The following is a 23,788-nucleotide window of genomic DNA, read 5'->3' as shown; positions in this document are numbered from 1 at the left end:
GTGACTCGTGTGGAAAGCATATACGCATTCGCTTCATCGCTTCGCCTGCGCATTCGTTCCTGTCCAGCGCCGAATGCGAGGTCATTCACACAAATAAGAATCATTCGCGATAACTCCGAAAAATTGTTATAGTCCAGCCCGAATTGATGGGGAGCTACCGCGGGGGCAACGGATTTCATCTCTACGGGCGTAGCCGGGTTCATCACGAAGTCAATCTAAAAGGACAGGCCAGACATGCAAGGGCGTCGGGGACGGCAGGCAACGGGTAGCGGGCACGGGAAAAAGCAGCGACAGATAGCGTGTGCAGCATGGCTGATGTTCGCCGGCGCGGCGCACGCGCAGGATCCGTCGGCTGTCACGACCAGCGAGCCGCAGTTGAAACCCGTGATCGTGACGGGCGAGCGCGATCATGAAACCGCGACGAGCCATGTCGAAGGCTATGTGGCCAGACAGTCCGCCACAGCCACCAAGACCGACACGCCGATCATCGAAGCGCCGCAGTCCATCTCGGTCATCACGGCCGACCAGATGCAGGCGCAAGGCGTGCAGAACATCGGGCAGGCGTTGCGTTACACGGCGGGCGTCATCGGCGAGCAGTTCGGCGGTCTCGACACCACGGTCAACTACTACACCGTGCGCGGCTTCCAGAACACCATGCCGTTCGTCGACGGCCTCTCCACGCAGACCTTCTTCACCGTGCTTTCGCCGTCCTGGGATCCCTACGGCCTCGAGCGCATCGATATACTGCGCGGTCCCGCATCGGTGCTGTACGGGCAGACCGTGCCCGGCGGCATGGTCAACCTCGTCACCAAGCGTCCGACTGCCGAGCCGTTCCACGAGGCCTCGATCGAAGTGGGCAGCCGCGGGCTCGTGGGCGGACAGATCGACGTGAGCGGCCCGGTGAACCGGGACGGTACGCTCCTGTACCGATTCACCGCGGACGCCAGCAGCGCAAGCACGCAGACGGCGTTCGTGCAGGACAAGCATGTGTTCGTCGCGCCCGCGCTGACCTGGAAGCCGAATGCGGACACGACCTTCACCGTGCTCTCGCATTTCAGCTATCGCGACACGGGCAATCCGAACGCGGACTTGCCGGCGATCGGCACGCTGTATCCGAGTCCGTATGGCCGTATCGGCACCGGCACCTTCGACGGCGAGCCGGAATTCAGCCAGTTCAAGCGCACCGAAGCCGCGATCGGCTATGAGCTGGAACATCGCTTCAGCGATATCCTCAAGGTCCGCCAGAACCTGCGCTATCTGCACGCGCATCTCGACCAGAAGACCGTCGGCGACGCCGGGCTGGAAGACGATCTCGCGACCATCGACCGCTATGCGTATGCCGCGAAAGCCAGCGGCGACATCTTCACGATCGACAACAACGCGCAGTTCCGCTTCGGCACCGGACCGGTCGAGCACACGGTGCTGGTCGGCGTGGACTATACGCATTCGGTCGACCGCTGGGCCGAGCGCGATGCCTCCGAGGTGCCGCCGCTCAATCTCTATGCGCCGGTGTATGGCGGCGCGGGCAGTATCGTGTTGCCGGATACGGCGGACTTCAGCCAGAAGGACACGCTGAATCAGGTGGGCGTGTACGCGCAGGATCAGATCCGCTTCGGCAAGCTGGTTGCCACGTTCGGCGTGCGGCAGGACTGGACCAGCACGAAGCAGTTCGACCGGATCGCCGGCGTCAACGCCGCCGACAACGACGCCAACCGCTTCACCTATCGCGCGGGACTCGTCTATCTGTTCGACAGCGGCTTTGCGCCCTATGTGAACTACGCGACGTCGTTCCAGCCGGGACTCGGCATCACGTACGACGGCTCGCCGCTCAAGCCGACGACCGGACAGAGCGTCGAAGTGGGCGTCAAGTATCAGCCGAAGAACCAGAAGAGCTTCGCGATGCTGTCGCTCTACAACATCAAGCAGAAGAACGTGGTCGAGCCGGACTTCGTGCATACCGACGGCAACTTCGTCGACCAGACTGGCGGCGTGCGGGTGCGGGGCATCGAGTTGTCGGGCGTGGCGGACCTGGGCGCCGGCCTGAGTCTTACCGCCGCCTACACCTACATGAGCGGCGTCATCACCGACAGCGACGAAGGCTATGCGGGCAATCGCGCGGCCAACGTGCCGCATCACATGGCCAGCCTGTGGCTCGACAAGACGCTTCAGGGCGGCCCGCTCAAGGGCCTGGGCTTCGGCGGCGGCGTGCGCTATATCGGGCCGCAATACGGCGACCAGGCCAACACGCTGAAGCTGTCCTCGACCACGCTGTTCGACGCCGCGATCCATTACGACATCGAGCGCTGGCGCCTGTCGGTCAATGCGCAGAACCTGTTCGACCGCATCTACGTGAATTGCCAGAGCGACACGTATTGCGCTTATGGCTTGCGACGCAGTGTCATCGGGCGAGCCACGTATCAGTGGTAGGCTGGGCGCCCCACATCAGGTTTCCCTGTCATGACCCGGCGATCCAGCGTACGCACGTGGTATCTCGTTCATACCTGGACGAGTCTCGTCTGCACGGCGTTTCTGTTGCTGATCTGCCTGACCGGCTTGCCGCTGGTGTTCTCCGACGAGATCGACGCCTGGCTCGAGCCGCACACCTATGCCGCGCTGCCCGCCGACGCGCCTCGCGCCACGCTGGACCGGCTTGTCGGCATCGGCGAGCGGCTGTTCCCGAAGGAGGTGGTGACCAACGTGTTCATCGACGACGACGAACCGCAGGTCTACGTCTGGATGGCCCCGTCGTTCGACGCATTGACGCGCGACCGGGACGTCGCGCACTTCATCTGCTTCGATGCACGCACGGCGGCGGTGCTGGAGGTGTCGAAGCCGGAGGGCCAGCAGCCTACGCGCTTCATGGGCCTGATGCTGTCCCTGCATCGCGACCTGTTCATGGAACTGCCCGGCGAGCTTTTTCTGGGAGCGATGGCCGTGCTGTTCGTGATCGCGCTCGTATCGGGCGTCGTGCTGTATGCGCCGTTCATGCGCAAGCTCGCATTCGGCACGATACGGCGCGACCGCAACGCGCGCCTCAAGTGGCTGGACTGGCATAACCTGCTGGGCATTGCGGGGTTCGCGTGGATGCTCGTCGTCGGGGCGACGGGCGTGATGAACGAACTGACCACGCCGCTCTTTGCCCTCTGGCAGCGCACCGATGTCGAAGCGGCGCTCGCACCCTGGCGCGGCGCGCGGCCGCCGATGCAAGCGGAACTGCGGCCCGTGCAGGAAGCGCTCGACACGGCGCGTCGCGCGACGCCGGACACGGTTTTCACGAGCGTCATGTTTCCGGGCAATCCGTATGGCACGCCGCATCACTATCTGGTGTGGGGCCATGGCACGCGTCACCTGACGTCGAAGCTGTTCGTGCCGGTGCTCGTCGATGCCCGTTCCGGCGCGCTCACGCCGATGCCGCCGATGCCCTGGTATCTGCGCGCGCTCGAAGTGTCGCGGCCGCTGCACTTCGGCGACTACGGCGGGCTGCCTTTGAAGATGCTCTGGACGCTGTTCGATGCGCTCACCATCGCGGTGCTCGTCAGCGGCCTGTATCTGTGGATTGCGCGGCGCAAGACGCGGGATCAGCGGCTGAAGCATCTGATCGCCGTGCACGAGCGTCCTTCCTGCAGGGAATCTGCGCCTGCCATCCCGGACGTGCGACATGAATGACGCCCGCAAGATCTGGACGATACCGCTGCTGCTTGCAGCCCTGACGCTGTTCGGCCTGTTGTCGGCGCTGCTTGGCACGGGCGTATGGCACGCGCTCGCCTGGCTGACGCTGGCGGTTCCGGTGGCGGTCGTGCTGGCGGTTGGGCTGAGGCGGCGGCCTCGATGAGGTCAGCGAGGCTCCGGGCCGCAACCCGGCGCCTCGCGTCATCATCAGAACGCGTCGGTCATGCCCATCGCCGGATCGGAGACCGAATGACGGCCGGTCTCCATGCGCCCCGCGATACGTCGATAGAAGCTGCGGTCCGTGCTGCTGGTGATCTCGAAGTCATACCAGAAGCCGGTTTGCGCAAGATTCCAGAACAGCGCCACCGGCAGCAGGCCGCCCGTGCTGACCGTCCACGTGTGGCCGGGGCCGAGGCTGTCGGTGCGCGGGAACGGCGCGGGTGCGGGCCAGGCGCCGAAGCCGTCGGCCGCGAAGCCGTCGAAGCCCGACGGGCCGCGTCCGAAGCCCGGCAGCGGCAGGCCCGGAAACGCCTGCAGCGCGCCATACACCCGGTTGGACTTCACCGTGAACTGGGCCAGTCCCGCGCCGTCGTTGCGCAGTTGCAGATGCAGGTTGCCGGTCAGCGTGCCATAACCCACGCGAATCTCCAGGTTGCTGCTCCGATGTCCCTTCAGCGCAGACAGATCGCCCTTGAATTCGCGATGCCAGCCATTCGGACCCAGTACCCAGAGATCGTACTTGCCGAGGTCGCCGGAGGCCGGGGTCCAGAGGTCGTCCAGCGTCCTGCCGGGTTCGACGGCGTAGCGCTTCGGCAGGCGGTCCAGATGCAGCTTGTCGTACACGTGGAACACGGCGCCCTGGCGGCCCGTGTTGGCGAACAGCAGCTTGACGCCGCCGCTGGATGCATCGACGTGCGCGCTCGCATGCAGCTCGTACGGCAGCGCGCGCGACGGACGAAAGCCGTTCGCCTGCGCCGGCATGCCGCGAGCGGCGTCCGGCACGATCTGCCCGAGCGCCTGTTGCGTGGCGCGCAGTGCATCGGCGTCGGCCTTGCTCTTTTCGCCGGCGAGCGTCGGCAGCGGCTCGCTGTTCGGCGTCGCGAAATTGAAGGCGGTCGTGAGGTCGCCGTTGATCAGCCGTCGATACGACGAGATGTTGCTTTCCTTGATGCCGAAGCGCGCCTCGAGGAAGCGCAGCACCGAGGTATGGTCGAAGGTCTGTGAGTTGACCCAGCCGCCGCGGCTCCACGGCGAGATGACCCACAGCGGCACGCGCGGACCCGGACCATACGGCTTGCCGTCCGGTGCGGCGGGCTGGCTGTCGGGCGCGGCGCCGGTGTCGGCGCGCGTGACGTAGGGATGCGTGAAGTACTCGACGCCCAGCTCGCTGCCCGAGAGCGTGGTCTTGCCGGCATAGCTGCCGTCACCATTCGGCGACGGCACCGCCGCGGGCGGGACGTGATCGAAGAAGCCATCGTTCTCGTCGAAGTTGACGAGCAGCACGGTCTTGCTCCACACCTCGGGCACGGCGGTCAGCGCGTCGAGGAATTGCTGCACGAACCACGCACCCTGCACCGGGCTCGACGGGCCGGGGTGCTCGGAGTAGACGTCGGTCGGCACGACCCACGACACCTCCGGCAGACGGCCGTTCTTCACGTCGTCGGCGAAGGCTTCGACGAAGGTGCCGTTCGTGTTCGGATCGGCGTCCGTGGTCGGCAGCGTGTTCGCATAGCCCTTGATGAGCGGCTGGGCCGCGGCATCGGCCGGGTTGTAGACCGGCTCGGCAGCCTGGGTGAGGGACGTGTTGACCTGGCGCGCCGCCGGCAGCGCCTCGTTGGCCTGGCGGAACTTCCTGAAGCCCAGCAGCGGGTTGCAGCCGTAGGTGTTGATGATGTTCTGGTACACCTTCCAGCTCACGCCGGCTTCTTCGAGACGCTCGGCGGTGGTCTTCCAGTCGAAGTACGCCGAGGCCGACGACGCCACGGTGTAGTCGCCGGTGAAGTTGTTCACGAAGGTCTTGCCGTAGGCCGGGCCATTCGTGCCGGTGGAGTGGAACATCCGGTTCGGATGCGTGCCGCCGAGGAACGCGCAGTGGTAGTCGTCGCAGATCGTGAAGGCTTCGGCGAGCGCGCGCTGGAAGGGGATCTCGGCCGTGTCGAAATAGCCCATCGTCTGGTTCTTCTTCGACACCGGCCAGGCCGCCATCCGGCCGCCGTCCCACGCGGCTTGCGTGTCGACCCAGCTGTGCGGCGTGCCGGTGACGCGTTGGGCATTGCCGCGCGTTTCGTCGAGATGGTAGGGCAGGTCGACGTTGCCGCTCGCGTCGAGCTGCTGCCATACGTTGCGGCCGTTCGGCAGCGGGATCGTGAAGCGATCGCCATAACCGCGCACGCCTTTATAGGTGCCGAAGTAATGATCGAACGCGCGGTTTTCCATCATCAGTATCACGACGTGCTTGACGTCCTTGATCGTGCCGCTCTCGTGATGCGCGGGTATCGCGAGCGCGCGGCGAATGCTGGGGGGAAACACGCTGAGCGCGGCGGCTGACAGGCCGGCCGTGGCCGTGCTCTGGAGAAACTTGCGGCGGGAGTTCACGGGGGAAGTGCTCCTTCTCGTTTGGCTGGAGGCAATGAGCGTCGAAACCTTCGATAGCGTTCACCGCAGCCTGTCCGCCCGGCGCACCGGCATGGCTTGTCACGGCCAGGCAGCGTGAGCCGGCCGCGCTCCATGCTCGATGTCGCCCGGGAAGGAGACTGCCTGCCGAGACCCCGCTCGTGGAAGCCCAAGGACGTCGTGTTGCACGTAAAGCATGCCCGTAACCGTCAGTACGGTGACTGTCAGCTCCGGGTGACTGAGGAATATAGGGGACAAGGATGACGGAATGGTGTCGATAACGGGATTCGGCGTCGTCCCGTTCAATGCATGGCGCGCGCGGGACGCTGCTTGAAGGTGAACGCGCAGACGAGCATGAAGCCCATCAGGGCGAGGGACGCGCCATAACGGTTCAGTTCGAGTCCGCCCTGGGCCACGGGTTTGTCGAGGAAGTCGCCGAGGACTGCACCCAATGGCCGCGTCAGGATGAACGCGCTCCAGAACAGGAACGTGCGCGACACGCGCGTCGCGTAGAAGGCAATGGCAATGACCACGAGCAATGCGCCGAAGATCAGCGCGGCGCCGGTGTAGCCGAGGCCGGCGTCATCGGCGGTCCAGTCGCCGAGCGCGGTGCCGAGCGTCTGCGAGAACATGATGGTCACCCAGTAGAACATCTCGGCGCGCGGCGATGACACGGTCGCGATCGATACCGATCCCGTCGCGCGATACCAGACCGCGAGCGAGAGCATGAGCAGCGTCAGCAGCAATGCACTGCCGCCGGCGTAACCGATGCCGAGCGAGCGATCGGCGAAGTCCGCGAGCGTGGTGCCGACGGTCGTCGTCGCGACGATCGTGAACCAGTAGAGCGCGGGATGAAAGCGGCGCGCCCTGATCTGCGCGCTGAGGGCGACGATGAACACCGCGGCGAAGATGCACGTGCCCAGCAGGTAGCCGAGTTTCATGGACATGGAGACGGCATCGCCGGCGGTTTCGCCGAGCGTCGTCGCGGCAATCTTGATGAGCCAGAAGCCGAAGGTGACCTCGGGGACCTTGGCCGTGACCGCAGGGTGTTTTTGCATGAGTGCTCCGCTCAGGGACAGGGATGTGTCGTTCATGGAGGAGCGGAGAGCTTAGTGAGCGATCGCTTATGAAAGGCTTAGGGTCGCGTGCGGTCTCGTCAATCCCGTCGCTTGACACCTTCCTTCAAGCCGCATTTCAGATCGGTTTCATGCATGCGTTTTTTCGCTTCAATGCGCATGGCTAAGCTTCCCTTAAGGACGGCAACCTCAAGCTTGTCGGTGACTCGGTGTTCATGCGTTCACGCGTTCATGCAACCAAGGTTGCGTCATTCCGGAAGCTTCAGATGAGCCTGCCTCAGCCCGGCGCCATTCGAGCGAATCTCGTCCTCTTCGCGATGTCGGTGGTAGTCACCGAGAGCGGCGCGCTGATCGTGCTGGCGTGCGTCGGACATCCTGGATGGATGGCGGCCATCGCCACCCGGAGCGTCATCCTGTGCCTGTCGGGCATGCTCTGGCGCTTCGTCAGGCACCGTGCGCGCACGGCGTTCGAAGACGCGCGCGACAGCGGGCAGGTGGTCTGGCAGCGCGATGGCGTCAATAGCCGCTTTTGCGTCAGCAAAGCGTGCCGCTCAGGATGGCTCGTGCAACTCCACAGGGAAGCGAGCGGAACAGAAAAGCGGGCGGATAACGTCGTCATTCATTCCTGAGTCTTGTGAAGCACCCAGGTTCCCCGTCCACGCGGGCAGTCCTTACCGGACTGTCTTTTCAACCCGGCGCATGCCGGGTTTTTTTCGTCGTGCGCCGCGTCGATTCCGGGGCGAGACGAGGTCCATGCAAAGTTTGAGCCTAATAAGAATCATTCCCATTATCCCACGAAAATTCTTACGAACACTTAGCCGCAGCTTTCAGTGTTGCGTGGGCAGCCTTGCCGCACAACGGGCGGAGAAATCTTTTTAAAGACCCGTTTACTCCTCGGTTAACAAACATTACACTTCGCGCCGATAGTTAATGCGAAACATTCGCATTAACCAGGTGTATCGCGGCTTCGTTCGCGTCAGTGCGCCTCACGCAATGTGAGGCTTCAATCCTTCACACACAGACACCATGCCCGCTCTGCTCAAGACGCGGACGCGTTTGCTCGCGTCCGTCGGTGCGCTTTATTGCGCCAGTTTCGCGTTGCCTTCCCACGCCCTCGCGCAGGCCGCGCCGGACGCCCCCGAACCCGCGTCATCGACCTCCGCTACGCTGCCCGCCGTCAGGGTGAACGCCAGTGCCGTGCAGTCCGACATGCAGACGAAGGCGCTGCCGTCGTACAAGTTCACCGCGCCTCTGCTCGACACGCCGCGTTCCATCACCGTCATTCCGCAGGAACTGATCCGCGAGACCAACGCGACGACCTTCGCCGACGCCCTCAAGACCGTGCCGGGCATCACCTTCCTCGGCGGCGATGCGGCGGCGAATCCGTCGGCGGACCGGCCGGTGATCCGCGGCTTCGAATCGCGCAATTCGATTTTTGTCGACGGCATCCGCGACTCGGGCGTGCAGAACCGCGAGACTTTCGACATCGAGAACATCACGGTCATCAAGGGTCCGGATTCGGTGTATGCGGGACGCGGCTCGGTCGGCGGTTCCATCGACATCGAAACGAAGATGCCGAAGAACGAGGACTTCATCAACGCGGGACTCGGCATCGGCACGGACGCCTACAAGCGTCTCACGCTGGATGCCAACCACACATTCGGCGACGGCAACGCATTCCGCTTTAACGCAATGGGCTACGACGCCAATCAGGCGGGCCGCAACAACGTGTACAGCAAGCGCTGGGGCGTGGCGCCTTCGGTGGCGTTCGGCCTGAACAGTCCGACGACGGTCACGGTCAGCTACTACCATCTGAACTCGTACGACATGCCGGACTTCAGCGTGCCGTTCCGTTCGACCGGCGGCACGCCGATCAACAGCGACCGCAGCCAGTTCTACGGCTTCAACGATCGCGACTACCGCTACGGCCAGACCGATACGGGCGAAGTGCGCGTCGAGCATCGCTTCAACAACGACCTGAAGCTGCGCAACACGACGATGTTCGGCCGCTCGACGCTCGATTACGTCGCCACCAATCCGCAGTTGCTGAACGCGACCTCGAACATCCTCGGCCTGCAGGCTAAGAGCGGCAAGTACGCGACCAACAGCATCACCAACCAGACCGAACTGACGGGCAAGGCGACGCTGCTCGGCATGCAGCACACGATGACGGGCGGTGTCGAATTCAGTCACGAGCGCAGCCTGTACGAGGGCTATCTCGTGGCGGACAGCGCGGGCAACAACATCCGTTCGAACACGCCGTGCAACGTGCCGTTCAACTGCACGCCGATCAACGCATGGAATCCCGACAACCCGTGGCTCGGCAGCATCCTGCTGAACGGCGACAAGGGCTTCCCCGGCGCGGCGACGCATACGCAGACCAACACGGCATCGGCGTACCTGTTCGACAGCGTGAAGATCACTGACCAGTGGCTCTTCAATGCGGGCGTGCGCTTCGACCGCTTCGACGTCACGGCGACGCAGCAGGGCGCGAAAGACCTGACGAACGATTCGAACCTGTTCAGCTATCAGCTGGGCCTCGTCTACAAGCCACTGCCCTCGGTGAGCCTGTACACGTCGTACGGCACGTCGGCGAACCCGCCGGGCGCGAACTCGGGCCTCGGCGGCGGCACCGACCAGATCACCGCGACCAACCAGGATCTTTCGCCGGAGCGCAGCCGCAACATCGAAGTGGGCGCGAAGTGGGACGTGCTCGACCGGCTCTCGATGAACCTCGCGCTGTTCCAGACCGACAAGACCAACGCACGCGTGAGCGACGGCCTGGGCGGCCTGATCAACGCCGGGCATCAGCGCGTGCGCGGCGTGGAAGTGGGCACGGCGGGGAACATCACGGGCAAGTGGAGCGTGTTCGGCGGCTATTCGTATCTCGACGCGATCACCGTCGATGCCGGCGCGGCCAGCGCGGCCTCATCCGGCCTGCCGATGGTCATGGTCCCGAAGCACAACGTCGCGCTGTGGTCGTTCTATGACGTGCTGCCGAAGCTGAAGATCGGCGCGGGCGCGACCATCGCGAGCAAGACCTATGCGTCGGTCTCGCCGACGGTGCGCAAGTGGACGCCGGGGTATGCGCGCATCGATGCGGTCGCGACGTATCACGTGTCGAAAGCGGTGGACGTGCAGTTGAACGTAAACAACATCTTCGACCGCAAGTACTTCTCGACCGCCTATCCGATCTACGCGACATGGGCGCCGGGCCGCTCGGCCGTGGTCACGGTCAACTTCTATCAGTAAGCGGGAGGGAAGGGGGATCGCCGCGCGCGATCACCCCTCGAGCATGACCGTCCGGCTGAACCCGAACGTGCTGACCCGCGTGATGGGTTCACGCGTCAGGGCAACGCCCCGGAAGCCGCCGGGCATGGGCAGGGTGAGGGCGTGATCGTGGGACATCGCAGCGCTCGCCTGCCCGAGCCGCGCGCGTGCGATTCCGGCGGCCTCGGCCCAGGCCCTGCCGCCGCGCGACGCGTCGTCCGCCACGGGCGCGACCGTCAGGCCCACGCCCACTTCGCACGCCGCGATCACGATGGCGATCCAGATGCCCGCGTAGGCCACATCCACACCCAGCGGCACGTCATGGCCCGCGACCGCGACGCGCTCGAACGGCCCTTCTGTCAGCGCGACTTCCTCGGGCGCACAGGCAAGCATGTGTGACAGCGACAGGCGCAGCGTCGCGCGCGCGATGCTGAAGCGTCGTCCGATCGACGCGCGGGGATGCATGCGCGCGCGTCTGCGTTCCGCGATGGTCAGCCACTGGCCGATGTTCAACGCGGACGCGAAAGGAAAGTCGGTGGAGACGAGCCACACGTAGAGCTCGCCAGGGGCGGGTGGCGCTTGCGCCAGGGTATCGGCCTGCGTCAGATCGTAGTGCCGCCACGCGATGCCGTCGGCCCCGATGTCGAGCGGTTTGACACGCGCGGTCTTCATGCCGGCGCTCCCGTGGCGACATCGGCCACAAGCATTGAATGGTGCTGCGAGCGATGCGCGCCCGTCATGTCGGCCCTCGGACCCAAAATGGCGCATTGTGCGGACGCGGTGCTTATGGGACGCTTAAGGCGCCACTGCGCCGAAGAAAGAGCACTCACCCCCTTACCATCGCGGATATCGGGCAGCTAAGCTTCCGGGTCGTGCCAGGGTCGGCACGGCGAATTGGCTGGGGAGGGCAACGTGCGCTTGCTTCTGGTGGAAGACGACGAAATGATCGGAGAGTCCGTGGCCGCCGCGCTGCGCCGCGACAACTACACGGTGGACTGGGCTCAGGACGGCCGGGAAGCCGAGTTGTCGCTCGCCAACGACGTCTACGATCTCGTGCTGCTCGACCTGTCGCTGCCGCGCCGCGACGGCATCGATGTCCTCAATACGTATCGGAGCCGGGGCGGCAACGCGCCGGTGCTGATTATCACGGCGCGCGAGGCCGTGGACGAACGAATCCGCGGCCTCGACGCCGGCGCGGACGACTATCTGCTCAAGCCCTTCGATCTCGCCGAACTCGCCGCACGCATCCGCGCGCTGTTGCGGCGGCGGACCGGGCAGAAGCATCCGGTTTTCTCGCACGGCGAACTGACGCTCGATCCTGCCGCGCACGAGGCCGCAAAAGGCGGCGTGCCGCTCAACCTGGTGCCGCGCGAGTTCGCGCTCCTTCAGTCCCTGATCGAGGAGCCGAAGCGGGTCTTCAAGCGCCGCGAACTCGAAGAAAAGCTGTACGGCTGGGGCGAGGAAGTCGGCAGCAATGCCATCGAGGTCCATGTGCACAGCCTGCGGCGCAAGATCGGCGCGGACGAGATCGTGACGGTACGCGGCGTGGGCTATCGTCTGAAGGGGCTCGGATGACATCGATCCGGCGCTGGCTGCTCGGCTGGCTGATCTGCGGTCTCGGCGCGGCCTGCGCCATCGCGGGCTATGGCATTTTCAGCCTGGCGCAGCTGGAGGCGGGCGAACTCTTCGACTACGAATTGCGCACGATCGCGCTGTCGATGCCGAGCAACGTCGATGACACGCCCGGTGCGCACGGACGCGCGCCGGAGTTGCGCGGCATCGCGGACGACCGGCTCGTGATCGACATCTGGGACGGCTCGGGCAGGCTCGTCTATCACTCGCCGAACGAACCCGAGCTGCCGTTCCTGGGCGACGGCTTTCGTTCAGCGGAGCGCGAGGGCATTCGCTGGCGCGCCTTCGGCCACGCCGAGCGCAACCGCTTCATCCAGGTGGCGCAGCCTTCGAGCGTGCGCGAGGAACTCGCGGCCCGGCTCGCGTCACGCACGCTGATGCCGCTGGCCGTGCTGATCCCGGTGCTGATCGGCATCGTGCTGTTCGTCGTGGCGCGCGGGCTGTCGCCGGTCGGTGCGGTGTCGCGGGCGCTGGCGGCACGCTCGCCCGAGTCGCTCGACCCGATCCGCTTCGACAAGCCGATGCCCGTCGAACTGCATCCGCTCGTGCAGGCATTGAACGATCTGCTCGGGCGCGTGGACGAGGCGTCGGAAGCGCAGCGCGCGTTCATCGCCGACGCGGCCCACGAACTGCGCACGCCGATGACCGCGCTCAAGCTCCAGATCCAGGGCGCGACGAGCGACGGATCGATGCAGGTCGACCCCGTGACCCGGCAGAAGATCGAAGGGCGCCTGAATCGTGTCATCCATCTCGCCCAGCAACTGCTCAGCATGGCGCGCGAGGATGCGGCCCGCGAAGCCGCCATGGCGCCGATGAGCCTGCGCAACCTGTGCGAGGAACGCGTGGGCGACTATTCGCTGCTGGCGGAGGCGAAGTCGCTGGATCTCGGGCTCGAAGTCGATCAGGCGCGCGGCGAGCGGGACGAGTTCATGATCCACGGCGATGTCCACGCGCTGGGCGTCCTGCTGAACAATCTGCTGGACAACGCGGTGCGCCATACGCCGGCGGGCGGGCGTGTCGACGTGATCCTGCGGCGCGAACCCCGGGGGCTCGCGCTGACCGTGCTCGATACCGGCAGCGGCATCCCGGCCGACGAGATCGCGCGCGTGTGCGACCGCTTCTACCGGATTTCAGGGACGGCAGGGCATGGCAGCGGGCTTGGGCTCGCCATCGCGTCACGCGTGGCGCGGCGTCATCATGCAACGCTGGTCGTCGCGAATCGCAGCGACGTGACGGGGCTGTCCGTATCGGTGCAGGGGCTGCGCGAACTCGCCGATGCGCCGCTCGACCTCAAGCCCAGACCTGCCGCGCACGCGGCCGAGTGACCGCTGCTTCCGTCGCCATCCCTCGGCGCATCTGCCTGCTAAGCATTTCATAAGCATGCGCGCACTAGGCTCGTGGCCTTGTCCGGTCGACGAGTGTTCAGATGAAGCGCGCACCTTCCCGCTCTGCCCGCGGCCTGCATTCGCCAGGGCCGCACGGGAGCGGCACATGAGAGTCCTGCTGGTCGAAGACGGGCACAGTGGCGCCGAGCCCGTGCACCACGCGCTGAAGGATTACGGCTATGTCGTGGATCTGGTTCATGACGACAAGACGGCTTTGCTGTCCCTTTCGACGCACGTCTACGACGCCGTTCTGCTCGATGCGGAACGATCTGGCCCGGGCGGGCTGGCCGTGCTGCGCAAGGTGAGACGCGCGGGCGGCCATGTGCCCGTGATCGCGTTGACGGCGCGGGGCGCGGTCGCCGGGCGGATACGCGCGCTGAACGAAGGCGCGGATGACTGTGTCAGCAAGCCGTTCGACATGCTGGAACTCGACGCACGCCTGCACGCACTCATGCGTCGCCTCGGCGCGCACTCTGCGGCGCTGTTGACGAACGGCGTGCTGACCTTGAACCCGGCTACTCGTGAAGCCCGCTCGGACGCGGCGGCGACGCGCCTGTCCGGCCGCGAATTCGCGTTGCTGCAGGCGCTGCTGATGCAGCCCGGCGCCGTGCTGTCACGCGCCGATCTGGAAGACCATATCTACGGCTGGACCGACGAAGTCGAGAGCAATGCCGTCGAGTTCCTGATTCACACGGTCCGCAAGAAGCTGGGCGCCGAGGTCATCAGGAACGTGCGCGGCGTGGGCTGGATGGTGTCGCGGCCAGCGTGATGCAGGCGCCGCAACTCGCACGGCGCCTTCTTCTTCTATTACCCTCGCGGCTTACTGCTTGTACTTCGCCGGCACCTTCGTCAGATCGATCATGACGATCTCGCCGAAATCCTGCGTCTTTCCGTCGGGCAGGAACTTCTCGCTCGGCGGGAACGGATTCGCGGCCGTGGCCATCGGTACCGTCGCGGGTTCGTCGGTGATGCCGAAGTCCGAATCGTTCGAGATATAGATCTTGGTCGGATCGGCAGGATCGACCGCGATACCCTCGACCTTGTCGTGACCGAAGTACATGCCCTTCGGATCGATGGTGGTGAAGAGCGCCGCATAGTTGAGGAACAGCGACTCCGTGCCGACCGTGATCCCCGCCGCGCCCAGCGCCTGCACGGCGGCCGGGGCATCGGCGGTGCCGGCCAGGTCCTCGATGGTCTTGCCGCCCACTTCGAGCCCGCTGGCCGGATCGTAGCTCACCGCACCGCCCGCGATCGTGGTGCCGATCAGCGGCGATTTCGGACCGACGTCCGTGGCCCGGCTCAGATCGAGCTTCCACAGGTTCTTGTCGGCGCGCGCCTTGCCGCTTGCCGTGCCGTCGACGGTGCCTTCGAAATTGCCGTCGCGTTCGTCCACGATGAAGGTGCCGTCCGGCAGCGCCGTGATCTCGCTGACGGCCTGGCCTTCGGGGTTGCCCGTGCCATTCGTATGCAGGGCATACAGGTATTCGTGCACATCGTTGACCGGATCCGCGAGCGACACCTTCACGACCCGCGTGATCGCGGCCTTGCCCGAGGCAACCGCCGCCACGCCGTTCTTGTCCAGCGGCGACTGCATGATGCCGACGAGATACTTGCCGTCGGCGCTGAGCGTCAGTCCTTCCATGCCCTTGTTGGGCTTGCGCTTCCTGAGCTCGCCGGGCAGCGCCAGATCGTTGCCGGTGCTTGCCTTGGAATAGGGATTGAGGCGGAGGAGTTCCTTGCCGCTGGCATCGAAGTGGACGATGTACGGCCCATATTCGTCCGATACCCAGAAGGTGCCGTCGGCCATCGCGACGAGCCCTTCCGGATCGAGGCCGGCGTTGCTCGTCGGCAGCACGTTGCCGTTCATGTCGTAGATGGTCTCGGCGGTGCTCGCTTCCGGATTCACCCGGCCGTTCATCGGCGTGCCGTCGGCCAGCGACAGGCCGATGACCTTCGCCACGCTCGCCTTGCCGCCCGCCAGCTGGAACAGCGCGATGGCCGGCTGGAACGCTGCGTCAGGCTCTATCTTGTTGCTGCCGTCGGGTGCGGTGACGTTGGGACCGCGATCGGTCATGCCGTAGAAGTAGCCCGGCTGATTGGGCGCGGGCGTCAGTGCGGAGCCGTAGCCGGTGCCGACGATCGGCACGTTGCCCCAGTTCGTATAGGGCGCGATGTTCTGGGTGTAGAGCTGTGTCGCCTGTTTAGCCTGGGCGGCCGGGCTGTCGTCCGCCGATGAATCGTCGCCGCCGCATGCGGCCAGCGCCAACGTCACTGCCAGTGCCACGCACGTCTTGTTGTTGACCATCCCATGCACTCCTTTTCTGGTGTCGTTCTTATGAAAAGGCACAGGGTAGCGACGTGCAGTGGCAGCTTCGTGACCGGGGCATGCTGTCAGGCGTCGGAAGCAGGATGCGCGGCTTTCTTCAGACAAGCATCATTCATCGAACAACTCATGAGGATGCTTGCTCGCAGCCTTGATGGCCGCCCGGTTCGCAAGCCAGGCCAGCGCGCAGAGCAAGGCGCCCGCCACGCCGTAGGGCGCGAATCCGAAGCGTCCGGACGCGCCGGTGCTCAGCGCGTAAGCGGGCAGCAGAATGCCCGCGAAAAGAAGAAGGGTCCGCAGCCAGCGCACAGTCGATGTCCTCCGGTCGCCCGGATGCAAGTGGATTGCCCGGGCGTGGCTCATGCCAGATGGGTCGCGGTCAGCGTGATGCGGATCGCGGCGAAACGGGCAGAGTAGCAAGTTCCAGTCCCCGTCGGTCCGGCGTGCGCTTGCTGTCGGTGTGTCAGTGTCTCAGTGGGAGATTTCGTCGAGCGTGCGATTGTTCGTGCGCGGACCGAAGAAGCCGATCGCGCCCATCACCATCACCATCGAGCCGCCGATCAGGCCGAACACGCCTTCCACGCCCACATGCCGCAGCGCGAAGGCGATCATGAAGCCCGAGAACATCGCGGAGAGGCGCGACATCGAGTAGACGAAGCCGACAGCCGTGGCGCGGATGCGCGTCGGAAACAACTCGGTCTGGTAGGCGTGATAGCCGACCGAGAGCAGGGTGCCCGACAGCGTGATGAGCACGCCGAGCAGCATCAGCATGGCAGGCGACGACTGCGTCGCGAACAAACTGCCGAAGACCGCAATGCCGAGCGCCGAGAGCACGATCAGCGTCTTGCGTTCGATGCGATCCGCGAAGGCCATCGCAAGCAGCGGCCCGAACGGATTCGACGCCGCGATGACGAACGAGTACATCAGGCTGTGGGTGATGGTCACGCCCTTGGACACCAGCAGCGTGGGCACCCATGACGCGAAGCCGTAGAAACCGATCGCCTGGAACAGGTTGAATACCAGCAAGGTAATGGCGCGGCGGCGGTACGGGCGTTGCCAGATCTCGCCGAACCGAGCCTTGCCGGCGGCGGCGGCCGGTTCGCTGCTGTCATCGGGCGCGGGCAGTGCCTGGCCGTATTGCTGGGCGACTCTGGCTTCAAGCGTGCTCAACACGCTGTCGGCTTCGTCGAGACGGCCCTGCTGCGCGAGCCAGCGCGGGCTTTCCGGCACGCGGCGGCGAATCGCCCATACGATCAGCGCGCCCAGTGCGCCAATGATCACGACCCAGCGCCATCCGTCGATGCCAAAGGGCGCGCGCGGCACGAGCCACCACGAGAACAGCGCGACGGCAGGCACCGCCGTGTACTGCACGAGATGCACGAAGGCGAACGCACGACCGCGCAGATGTTTCGGCACGAGTTCGCTGACGTAGGTATCGATCGTCACCAGTTCCACGCCCACGCCGATGCCCGCGATCAGCCGCCACAGGTTGATGGCGGCCGCGCTGTCCTGCCAGGCCATCGCGAACGTGGCGATCGAATACCAGAGCAGCGATACGGTGAAGGTGGTCTTGCGTCCGAAGCGATCGGCGAGGCGCGTGAAACAGAAGGTGCCGATGAACAGGCCCGCGAACGAGGCCGCAACGAAGGCGCCGAGTCCGGAGAAACCGAAGAACGAGGCCGTGGTCGTCGAGTAGAGGCCGCTCTTGACCAGGCCCGGCCCGACGTACGCGGTGAAGAACAGGTCGTAGAACTCGAACCAGCCGCCGATTGACAGCATGAAGACCAGCGCCCATACCGAGCGTGTCGCGGGCAGGCGGTCGATACGCGCGTTGATGCGCAGCGATCCGCCGGCCTCCGTTGGATTGTGCGGCGGGTTGACCCCATCGACGGGCAGGCTGGCCATCTGCATGTTCTCCTTTCCAACTTCAGTGATAGTTCTGTTGTGCAGAACCGTGTTCTGCACAACAGCATGCGTATGGTAGTCGCGCGCCTCCGGAACGAGCGACTAGGGATAACACCAGCAAGCTTGCGTAGGGAGTGGGACGGCGACGGCTCGTCGTGGGGATCCCGCTAGCCGCCGCGATGGGTCGTGTCGTCGCGGTCGAAGCCGGCGATGCTCGCGTCGTAGCGCGCGGACATGCCGCCCAGCGCGGTCGTCGCCTGCTTGGCGCTGAGCAGCAGCGCCTTGAGCGCGGTGTCGATGGTGGCGGCGTCGCCGAATCGGCCCTTCGGTCCGGATACCGTCAGCGCGCCGGCGATCAGGCCGGTTGCATCGAATACCGGCACCGATGCCGACGTGGTCTCCGGATCGCGCTCGCCGTATGACACCGCGAACAATTGATCGCGCACGTGATTCCAGCGCGGGTCCGACGCTTCGGTGAATGCCAGCAGCACCTTGCCGGAGGCGCCTTTGTCGATGGCGAATTCCTCGCCCACCCGGATCGCGACGCGTACGCTTCGCGTCGGCTCGACGCGATAGAGGACCAGGCGCTTGTCGCCCTGGCGGACATACAGCGAGGCGGTCTCGCCGAGATCCCGGCTCAGTTGCTGAAGGATGGGCTCGACCACCGGCCCTACCTGGAACGATCGCTGGTAAAGCGTGGCGAGCCGCAGCGGCTGATGTCCGATCGCATACTGCCCGTCGCTCAGCTTGCGTATGAAGCCGCCATGTTCGAGTGCGCCGAGCAGGCGCAGAACCGTGCTCTTGTACAAGCCAGTGCGGCGCGAGAGCTCCGTGAGGGTAAGGCGTTCGTCGGTCGGCCCGTAGGCATTGAGGATCGCAAACGCGCGATCAAGGACCGCGACACCGCTGGATGTCTCCGGCGCGTCTTCCGATGGCGCTCCCTTGTCGGGCGCGGCTGTCGTCATTTCTGTTCCTCCCTGGCTATTCCGCCACTTTACAGTTCTGTAGAGCAGAACTCAAATTCTGTTTATCTCGATTTAATCGGGTTTACCCATCTGCAACGCGTTCAGAATCACTTCTATAGTTCTTTCCAACAGAACCATGATCTATCAGATAGAACTTAGGAGTGAATCTTGGAACCTTCTACGCCCAGAATCCTGATCAGCGAAGTGGGTCCGCGCGACGGCCTGCAAAGCATCAAGAGCGTCATGCCAACGGCAGCCAAGCTGCGCTGGATCTCCGCGCTGGCAGCCGCCGGTTTGCAGGAGATCGAAGTGGGTTCGTTCGTTCCCGCCAGGCTGCTCCCGCAGATGGCCGACATACGCGAAGTGGTCGCGCATGCGCTGTCGCTGCCGGGGCTGCATGTGGCCGTACTCGTCCCGAACCTGCGCGGCGCGCAGGGCGCCTTCGAAGCGGGCGTTCACAAGCTGACGCTGCCGGTCTCGGTGACCGAGGAACACTCGATGGCGAACATCCGCAAGACGCCGGCGCAGATGATCGAAGAGGTTCGCCAGATCGTCGCATTGCGCGACGCGCAGTATCCGGGCGTGGAGATCGAGGCGGGTGTTTCGGTGGCGTTCGGCTGCACGCTTGCCGGCACGGTCACGGACGACCAGACCATGCGCATGTGCGTCGCGATGGCCGAGTGCGGCGTGGACGAGATCGGTCTCTCCGATACCAGCGGCTACGCGAATCCGGTCCAGGTGCGCCGCCTGTTCCGCCGGCTGCAGTCCGAACTGGGCGCGAAGGCGGGCGGCGCGCACTTCCACAACACGCGCGGCCAGGGACTCGCCAACGTGGTCGCCGCGCTCGATGCCGGCGTGACCACGATCGATTCGAGCCAGGCCGGTCTCGGCGGCTGTCCGTATGCGCCGGGCGCGACCGGCAACATCGTCACCGAAGACCTCGCGTTCCTGCTGGAGGCCATGGGCTACAACACCGGCGTGGACATCGACAAGCTGATCGCCGCGCGCGCAATCCTCGCCGAAGCGTTGCCCGAAGAAGCGCTGTATGGACACGTCCAGGATGCCGGACTGCCGAAGGGCTTCGCCTATGCGGACGGACGCGCGCCGAGCGCGCCGCAACCGGAAGGCTGTCTGCTGGGAGCCGCGCAATGAGCGACGTGCAAGCGAATCAAACCCTGCCGTACAGCGGCGTGCGCGTCGTCGAAATGACGCACATGGTGATGGGGCCGACCTGCGGCATGGTGCTCGCGGATCTCGGCGCGGAAGTCATCAAGGTCGAACCGATCTCGGGCGACAGCACGCGCGCGCTGCGCGGCTCGGGCGCGGGCTTCTTCGGCACCTTCAATCGCAACAAGAAGAGCATCGCTGTCGATGTGAAGGACGCGCGCGGCATCGAGATCATGCACAAGCTGGTCGGCAGCGCGGACGTCTTCAGCGAGAACTTCAAGAGCGGCACGATGGACCAGCTGGGCCTCGGATATGCGGCGCTGGGCAAGCTCAATCCGCGGCTCGTCTATGTGTCGCACAAGGGCTTCCTGCCGGGACCGTACGATCACCGCACCGCGCTCGACGAAGTCGTGCAGATGATGGGCGGCCTCGCATACATGACAGGGCCGGAAGGGCGTCCGCTGCGCGCGGGCACGAGCGTCAACGACATCATGGGCGGCATGTTCGGGGCGATCGGCGCGATGGCGGCGCTGGCGCAGCGCGAACGCACGGGACGCGGACAGGAAGTGCAGAGCGCACTGTTCGAGAACAACGTGTTCCTGGTCGCGCAGCACATGATGCAGTACGCGGTGACGGGTCACGCGGCCTCGCCGATGCCCAGCCGCATTTCCGCCTGGGCCGTCTACGACGTGTTCTCCGTCAAGGATGGCGAACAGATTTTCCTGGCGGTCGTGTCCGATACGCAATGGGCGATCTTCTGCGACGCGTTCGGGCTGTCGGCGCTCAAGTCGGACGAGCGCATCGCGACCAACAATCAGCGCGTGCAGGCGCGCGACTGGCTGTTGCCGCAACTTCGCGAGCATATGGAAGCGTTCACGGCGGCGGAGATCAGCGCGGTGTTCGAGCGCTGCGGCTTGCCCTATGCGCCGATCACGAAGCCGCAGGACCTGTTCGACGATCCGCATCTGCTCGCGACCGGCGGACTCGCCGACGTGACCCTGCCCGCCGATGCCAGCGGCGCCGGCCAGGCCGTGTCCACCCGGACCGCGCTGCTGCCCCTGACGCTCGATGGTGAACGGCTGAGCTTGCGTGCAGCGCCGCCGTCGCTGGGGCAGGACACGCGCGCACTGCTCATGCAGCTCGGCTATACGTCCGAGGCGCTCAGGCAGTTGACCGAAGCGGGCGTCGTCAAGTGCCAGGAATCGCCCTGAACGGGCCGAAGCACGACACCTCATTGCGCTGCACGAACAGCGCAGCCGACAGGAGACGACCCATGCCATCCCTTTCCTCCAACGTGGTCGCCGACCGTCCCGTCGATGCCACGCTCGAACAACAGGCAGTGAAGAAAGCTGCGTGGCGCTTCATCCCGCTGCTCGCGCTCGCCTACTTCTTCAACTATCTGGACCGCACCAGCGTGGGCTTTGCCGCGCTGACGATGAATCATGATCTCGGCCTGACGGCCACGCAGTTCGGCTGGGGCGCGGGCATCATGTTCGCGGGCTATTGCGTCTGCGAAGTGCCGAGCAATCTTGCGCTGTATCGCTTCGGCGCGCGGCGCTGGCTTGCGCGCATCATGATCACGTGGGGCTTCTTCGCGGCCGCTAGCGCGCTCGCCACCGGTCCCGCCAGTTTCTACGCGATCCGGCTGCTGCTCGGCATCGGCGAGGCGGGCTTCTTTCCCGGCGTGATCTTCTTCCTGGCCGTGTGGTTTCCGGCCAGCTACCGCACGCGCGTGCTCGCCTGGTTCACGGTGTCCACGCCGCTTTCGTCGCTCGTCGGCGCGCCGCTGTCGACCTGGCTGCTCTCGATGGACGGCGTCCTCGGGCTGGCGGGCTGGAAGTGGATGTTCATCGCGGAAGGTCTGCCCGCCTGCGTGCTCGGCTTTCTCGTGCTCCGGATGCTCGTGGATCGTCCCGCCGATGCGAAGTGGCTGTCGCCACAGGAACGCCAGGCCCTGCAGAACGCGTTCGATCGCGAAGGGGCGGCCAGTACCAAAAAGAAGGACTTCGGTGCGGCGCTGAAGGACGCGCGCACGTACATCCTCGCGCTGATTTCGTTCGGCTTCACGATGGGTTCGTACGGCATCGGCATCTGGCTGCCGCAGATGCTCAAGGCCCACGGCATGAGCATGACGGAGACGGGGCTGCTGTCGGCCGTGCCGTACTTCTTTGCGACCATCGCGCTGCTCTGGTGGGCGAGGCGGGTCGACCGGCGCGGCGCGCCCGTCGCGAATCTGGCGGCGGGTCTTTTGATCGGCGCCGTGACGCTCGGCATATCGACGCACTTTCATCAGTTGCTGCCTGCCATGAGCGGAATCACGCTGGCGCTGATCGGAACGATTGCGGGACGCACGATCTTCTATACGCTGCCGAACCGCTTTCTCTCCGGCCAGGCGGCGGCCGGCGGCCTGGCGCTGATCAATTCGATCGGCGCGCTCGGCGGCTTTGCCGGGCCCTATCTCGTCGGCTATCTCAAGGACAGCTTCGGCACGTTCACGGCGGGCATGATCGGCTTGTCGGCGGTGCTGCTCGTCACGACCCTGCTGACGCTCTCGCTCTATGCCTTCAAGTCGGAACGGTGAGGAACGCGCGCATCATGAGCACGACAGGCAACTACCTTCCCGTACGCGCTTCGTGGCTCGCCACGGGCACCGAGGCGGCGCTCGAACCGGACATGCCGATCATCGACGCGCACCATCATTTCTATGAGCGCGCCGGATGGACCTATCTTCCCGATGACTATCTCGAGGACATCGGGTCAGGGCACAACCTCACGGCGTCGGTGTACATGCAGGCGCTGACGCGGTATCGAAAAGACGGTCCCGAGGCGATGCGTCCGGTCGGCGAGATCGACTACGTGGTCAAGGCCACCGCGCCGTTGCAGGAAGGCAAGCGGCAGATCGCGAAGGGGATCGTCGGGTATGCGGATCTAAGACGCGGCAGTGCGGTGCGGGACGTGCTAGAAGCTGGATTGGAGGCAGGCGAGGGCCGTCTGCGCGGCGTGCGGCATCTGGTCACCTGGGATGCCGACCCGACGCTCGTGAATCCCATATCGGCCGCGCCGCAAGGCTTGCTGCTCGATGCGGCGTATCGGGCGGGCGTGGCGCAACTGGAAGCGCTCGGCCTGTCCTGCGACGCCTGGCTCTTTTTCACCCAACTGCCCGAACTGTTCGATCTGGCGAAGGCGTTTCCTCGCACGCCGTTCATCGTCAATCATTGCGGCGGCATCGTGCGGATTGCCCGTTACGCGGACCCGCGCAAGGAAGTGTTCGACCGGTGGTCCCGTTCCATGCGCGCACTGGCGCAATTGCCCAATGTGTTCGTGAAGCTGGGCGGCTTGGGCATGCGGATCAACGGCTTCGATTTCGAGAAGGGCGCGCGGCCGCCTTCATCCGTTGAATTGGCGGAAACCTGGGCGCCGTGGATGCACACCTGCATCGACGCGTTCGGCGCAGATCGCTGCATGTTCGAAAGCAATTTTCCGGTCGACAAGGGTTCGTATCCCTTCAGCAACGGCTGGAATGCGTTCAAGCGCCTGACCGCTCAGGCCAGCCCATCGGAACGCGAAGCGCTGTTTCGCGGCACCGTGAGCCGCGTGTATCGACTCGATTGACCTTCTGCACGTCCGACGCAGTGCGCCGTTTGAGCCTCGACGGCGTGTTCCGCCGTGAAGACATAACTTTACGTCCTTAATGCAACAATATATCATTGCGACCGCGACGTCACGGCGTGCCCCCGTTCGACGTCAAAATCTTGCCCGCTGTGCGCAACGATATATTGTTGC

Annotated in this window: 19 protein-coding genes; 12 read left to right on the top strand and 7 right to left on the bottom strand. The window is 65.1% G+C overall.

The window, feature by feature from the left end; translation table 11 throughout:
- Nucleotides 1–315 precede the first annotated feature (315 nt).
- The 3 genes from QCE64_RS07040 to QCE64_RS07030 are packed head-to-tail and all read left to right on the top strand — an operon-like array spanning nt 316 to nt 3,832.
- Nucleotides 316–2,427, top strand: coding sequence for a TonB-dependent siderophore receptor (locus QCE64_RS07040; RefSeq protein ID WP_310003206.1), 2,112 nt, complete (start codon nt 316–318; stop codon nt 2,425–2,427).
- A gap of 30 nt (nt 2,428–2,457) precedes the next feature.
- Nucleotides 2,458–3,666, top strand: coding sequence for a PepSY-associated TM helix domain-containing protein (locus QCE64_RS07035; protein ID WP_310003204.1), 1,209 nt, complete (start codon nt 2,458–2,460; stop codon nt 3,664–3,666).
- On the top strand, nt 3,659–3,832 hold the full coding sequence (locus QCE64_RS07030) for a hypothetical protein (RefSeq protein WP_309930085.1): 174 nt from the start codon (nt 3,659–3,661) through the stop codon (nt 3,830–3,832). The genes QCE64_RS07035 and QCE64_RS07030 overlap by 8 nt, the downstream gene beginning before the upstream one ends.
- Nucleotides 3,833–3,876: 44 nt before the next feature.
- Here QCE64_RS07030 and QCE64_RS07025 read toward each other — a convergent pair whose 3' ends face one another.
- Complete coding sequence (locus QCE64_RS07025) at nt 3,877–6,264, bottom strand: phosphocholine-specific phospholipase C (RefSeq protein WP_310003202.1); 2,388 nt, start codon at nt 6,262–6,264, stop codon at nt 3,877–3,879.
- 320 nt (nt 6,265–6,584) lie between these two features.
- Nucleotides 6,585–7,340, bottom strand: a complete 756-nt coding sequence (locus QCE64_RS07020; RefSeq protein ID WP_310003200.1) for a hypothetical protein — start codon at nt 7,338–7,340, stop codon at nt 6,585–6,587.
- A gap of 284 nt (nt 7,341–7,624) precedes the next feature.
- Between QCE64_RS07020 and QCE64_RS07015 the strand changes: the two genes are divergently transcribed.
- Together QCE64_RS07015 and QCE64_RS07010 are read left to right on the top strand one after the other, a co-directional pair.
- Nucleotides 7,625–7,987, top strand: coding sequence for a hypothetical protein (locus QCE64_RS07015; RefSeq protein ID WP_309916237.1), 363 nt, complete (start codon nt 7,625–7,627; stop codon nt 7,985–7,987).
- A gap of 397 nt (nt 7,988–8,384) precedes the next feature.
- Entirely contained in the window at nt 8,385–10,610 is a 2,226-nt protein-coding gene (locus QCE64_RS07010; protein WP_309916234.1) for a TonB-dependent siderophore receptor, read from the top strand.
- 30 nt (nt 10,611–10,640) lie between these two features.
- Here QCE64_RS07010 and QCE64_RS07005 read toward each other — a convergent pair whose 3' ends face one another.
- Nucleotides 10,641–11,300: a hypothetical protein gene (locus QCE64_RS07005; protein WP_309916231.1), complete on the bottom strand. Its 660-nt coding sequence runs from the start codon at nt 11,298–11,300 to the stop codon at nt 10,641–10,643.
- A 240-nt stretch (nt 11,301–11,540) separates the two neighbouring features.
- On the opposite strand from QCE64_RS07005, the gene QCE64_RS07000 reads away from it, so the two are divergent.
- The 3 genes from QCE64_RS07000 to QCE64_RS06990 all read left to right on the top strand — a co-directional run bounded on the left by QCE64_RS07000 (nt 11,541) and on the right by QCE64_RS06990 (nt 14,414).
- A complete protein-coding gene (locus QCE64_RS07000) occupies nt 11,541–12,203 on the top strand; it encodes a response regulator (RefSeq protein ID WP_309916229.1) in 663 nt (220 codons plus the stop codon).
- Nucleotides 12,200–13,585: an ATP-binding protein gene (locus QCE64_RS06995; protein WP_310003198.1), complete on the top strand. Its 1,386-nt coding sequence runs from the start codon at nt 12,200–12,202 to the stop codon at nt 13,583–13,585. The genes QCE64_RS07000 and QCE64_RS06995 overlap by 4 nt, the downstream gene beginning before the upstream one ends.
- A gap of 166 nt (nt 13,586–13,751) precedes the next feature.
- Nucleotides 13,752–14,414, top strand: a complete 663-nt coding sequence (locus QCE64_RS06990) for a response regulator transcription factor (RefSeq protein WP_309916223.1) — start codon at nt 13,752–13,754, stop codon at nt 14,412–14,414.
- A 51-nt stretch (nt 14,415–14,465) separates the two neighbouring features.
- Here QCE64_RS06990 and QCE64_RS06985 read toward each other — a convergent pair whose 3' ends face one another.
- The 4 genes from QCE64_RS06985 to QCE64_RS06970 form a co-directional block, all read right to left on the bottom strand.
- Nucleotides 14,466–15,950 (bottom strand): esterase-like activity of phytase family protein, encoded by a 1,485-nt coding sequence (locus QCE64_RS06985; RefSeq protein ID WP_310003196.1) that lies wholly within the window; start codon nt 15,948–15,950, stop codon nt 14,466–14,468.
- Between the two features lie 129 nt (nt 15,951–16,079).
- Entirely contained in the window at nt 16,080–16,277 is a 198-nt protein-coding gene (locus QCE64_RS06980; RefSeq protein ID WP_310003194.1) for a hypothetical protein, read from the bottom strand.
- Nucleotides 16,278–16,439: 162 nt separating this feature from the next.
- Nucleotides 16,440–17,879, bottom strand: a complete 1,440-nt coding sequence (locus QCE64_RS06975) for an MFS transporter (RefSeq protein WP_309930078.1) — start codon at nt 17,877–17,879, stop codon at nt 16,440–16,442.
- Nucleotides 17,880–18,040: 161 nt separating this feature from the next.
- On the bottom strand, nt 18,041–18,838 hold the full coding sequence (locus QCE64_RS06970; protein ID WP_309916211.1) for an IclR family transcriptional regulator: 798 nt from the start codon (nt 18,836–18,838) through the stop codon (nt 18,041–18,043).
- Nucleotides 18,839–19,006: 168 nt separating this feature from the next.
- Between QCE64_RS06970 and QCE64_RS06965 the strand changes: the two genes are divergently transcribed.
- The 4 genes from QCE64_RS06965 (at nt 19,007) to QCE64_RS06950 (ending at nt 23,617) form a co-directional block, all read left to right on the top strand.
- Nucleotides 19,007–19,990, top strand: coding sequence for a hydroxymethylglutaryl-CoA lyase (locus QCE64_RS06965; protein WP_310003193.1), 984 nt, complete (start codon nt 19,007–19,009; stop codon nt 19,988–19,990).
- A complete protein-coding gene (locus QCE64_RS06960; protein ID WP_310003191.1) occupies nt 19,987–21,216 on the top strand; it encodes a CaiB/BaiF CoA-transferase family protein in 1,230 nt (409 codons plus the stop codon). Before QCE64_RS06965 ends, QCE64_RS06960 begins: the two co-directional genes overlap by 4 nt.
- A gap of 62 nt (nt 21,217–21,278) precedes the next feature.
- A complete protein-coding gene (locus QCE64_RS06955) occupies nt 21,279–22,586 on the top strand; it encodes an MFS transporter (protein ID WP_310003189.1) in 1,308 nt (435 codons plus the stop codon).
- A gap of 14 nt (nt 22,587–22,600) precedes the next feature.
- Nucleotides 22,601–23,617, top strand: coding sequence for an amidohydrolase family protein (locus QCE64_RS06950; RefSeq protein ID WP_309916199.1), 1,017 nt, complete (start codon nt 22,601–22,603; stop codon nt 23,615–23,617).
- Nucleotides 23,618–23,788 lie beyond the last annotated feature (171 nt).

The organism is Caballeronia sp. LZ043 (assembly GCF_031451075.1).
Classification (GTDB): Bacteria; Pseudomonadota; Gammaproteobacteria; order Burkholderiales; family Burkholderiaceae; genus Caballeronia.
Note: the sequence above shows the minus strand (reverse complement) of the source record. Positions and strands in the feature narration are given on the sequence as shown.

What these genes read in the sequence shown, in the direction of transcription:
- QCE64_RS07040 (WP_310003206.1), top strand. Translation starts at nt 316, where the DNA reads ATGTTCGCCGGCGCGGCGCACGCGCAGGATCCGTCGGCTGTCACGACC.
- QCE64_RS07035 (WP_310003204.1), top strand. Translation starts at nt 2,458, where the DNA reads ATGACCCGGCGATCCAGCGTACGCACGTGGTATCTCGTTCATACCTGG.
- QCE64_RS07030 (WP_309930085.1), top strand. Translation starts at nt 3,659, where the DNA reads ATGAATGACGCCCGCAAGATCTGGACGATACCGCTGCTGCTTGCAGCC.
- QCE64_RS07020 (WP_310003200.1), bottom strand. Translation starts at nt 7,340, where the DNA reads ATGCAAAAACACCCTGCGGTCACGGCCAAGGTCCCCGAGGTCACCTTC.
- QCE64_RS07015 (WP_309916237.1), top strand. Translation starts at nt 7,625, where the DNA reads ATGAGCCTGCCTCAGCCCGGCGCCATTCGAGCGAATCTCGTCCTCTTC.
- QCE64_RS07010 (WP_309916234.1), top strand. Translation starts at nt 8,385, where the DNA reads ATGCCCGCTCTGCTCAAGACGCGGACGCGTTTGCTCGCGTCCGTCGGT.
- QCE64_RS07005 (WP_309916231.1), bottom strand. Translation starts at nt 11,300, where the DNA reads ATGAAGACCGCGCGTGTCAAACCGCTCGACATCGGGGCCGACGGCATC.
- QCE64_RS06995 (WP_310003198.1), top strand. Translation starts at nt 12,200, where the DNA reads ATGACATCGATCCGGCGCTGGCTGCTCGGCTGGCTGATCTGCGGTCTC.
- QCE64_RS06990 (WP_309916223.1), top strand. Translation starts at nt 13,752, where the DNA reads ATGAGAGTCCTGCTGGTCGAAGACGGGCACAGTGGCGCCGAGCCCGTG.
- QCE64_RS06985 (WP_310003196.1), bottom strand. Translation starts at nt 15,950, where the DNA reads ATGGTCAACAACAAGACGTGCGTGGCACTGGCAGTGACGTTGGCGCTG.
- QCE64_RS06975 (WP_309930078.1), bottom strand. Translation starts at nt 17,879, where the DNA reads ATGCAGATGGCCAGCCTGCCCGTCGATGGGGTCAACCCGCCGCACAAT.
- QCE64_RS06970 (WP_309916211.1), bottom strand. Translation starts at nt 18,838, where the DNA reads ATGACGACAGCCGCGCCCGACAAGGGAGCGCCATCGGAAGACGCGCCG.
- QCE64_RS06960 (WP_310003191.1), top strand. Translation starts at nt 19,987, where the DNA reads ATGAGCGACGTGCAAGCGAATCAAACCCTGCCGTACAGCGGCGTGCGC.
- QCE64_RS06955 (WP_310003189.1), top strand. Translation starts at nt 21,279, where the DNA reads ATGCCATCCCTTTCCTCCAACGTGGTCGCCGACCGTCCCGTCGATGCC.
- QCE64_RS06950 (WP_309916199.1), top strand. Translation starts at nt 22,601, where the DNA reads ATGAGCACGACAGGCAACTACCTTCCCGTACGCGCTTCGTGGCTCGCC.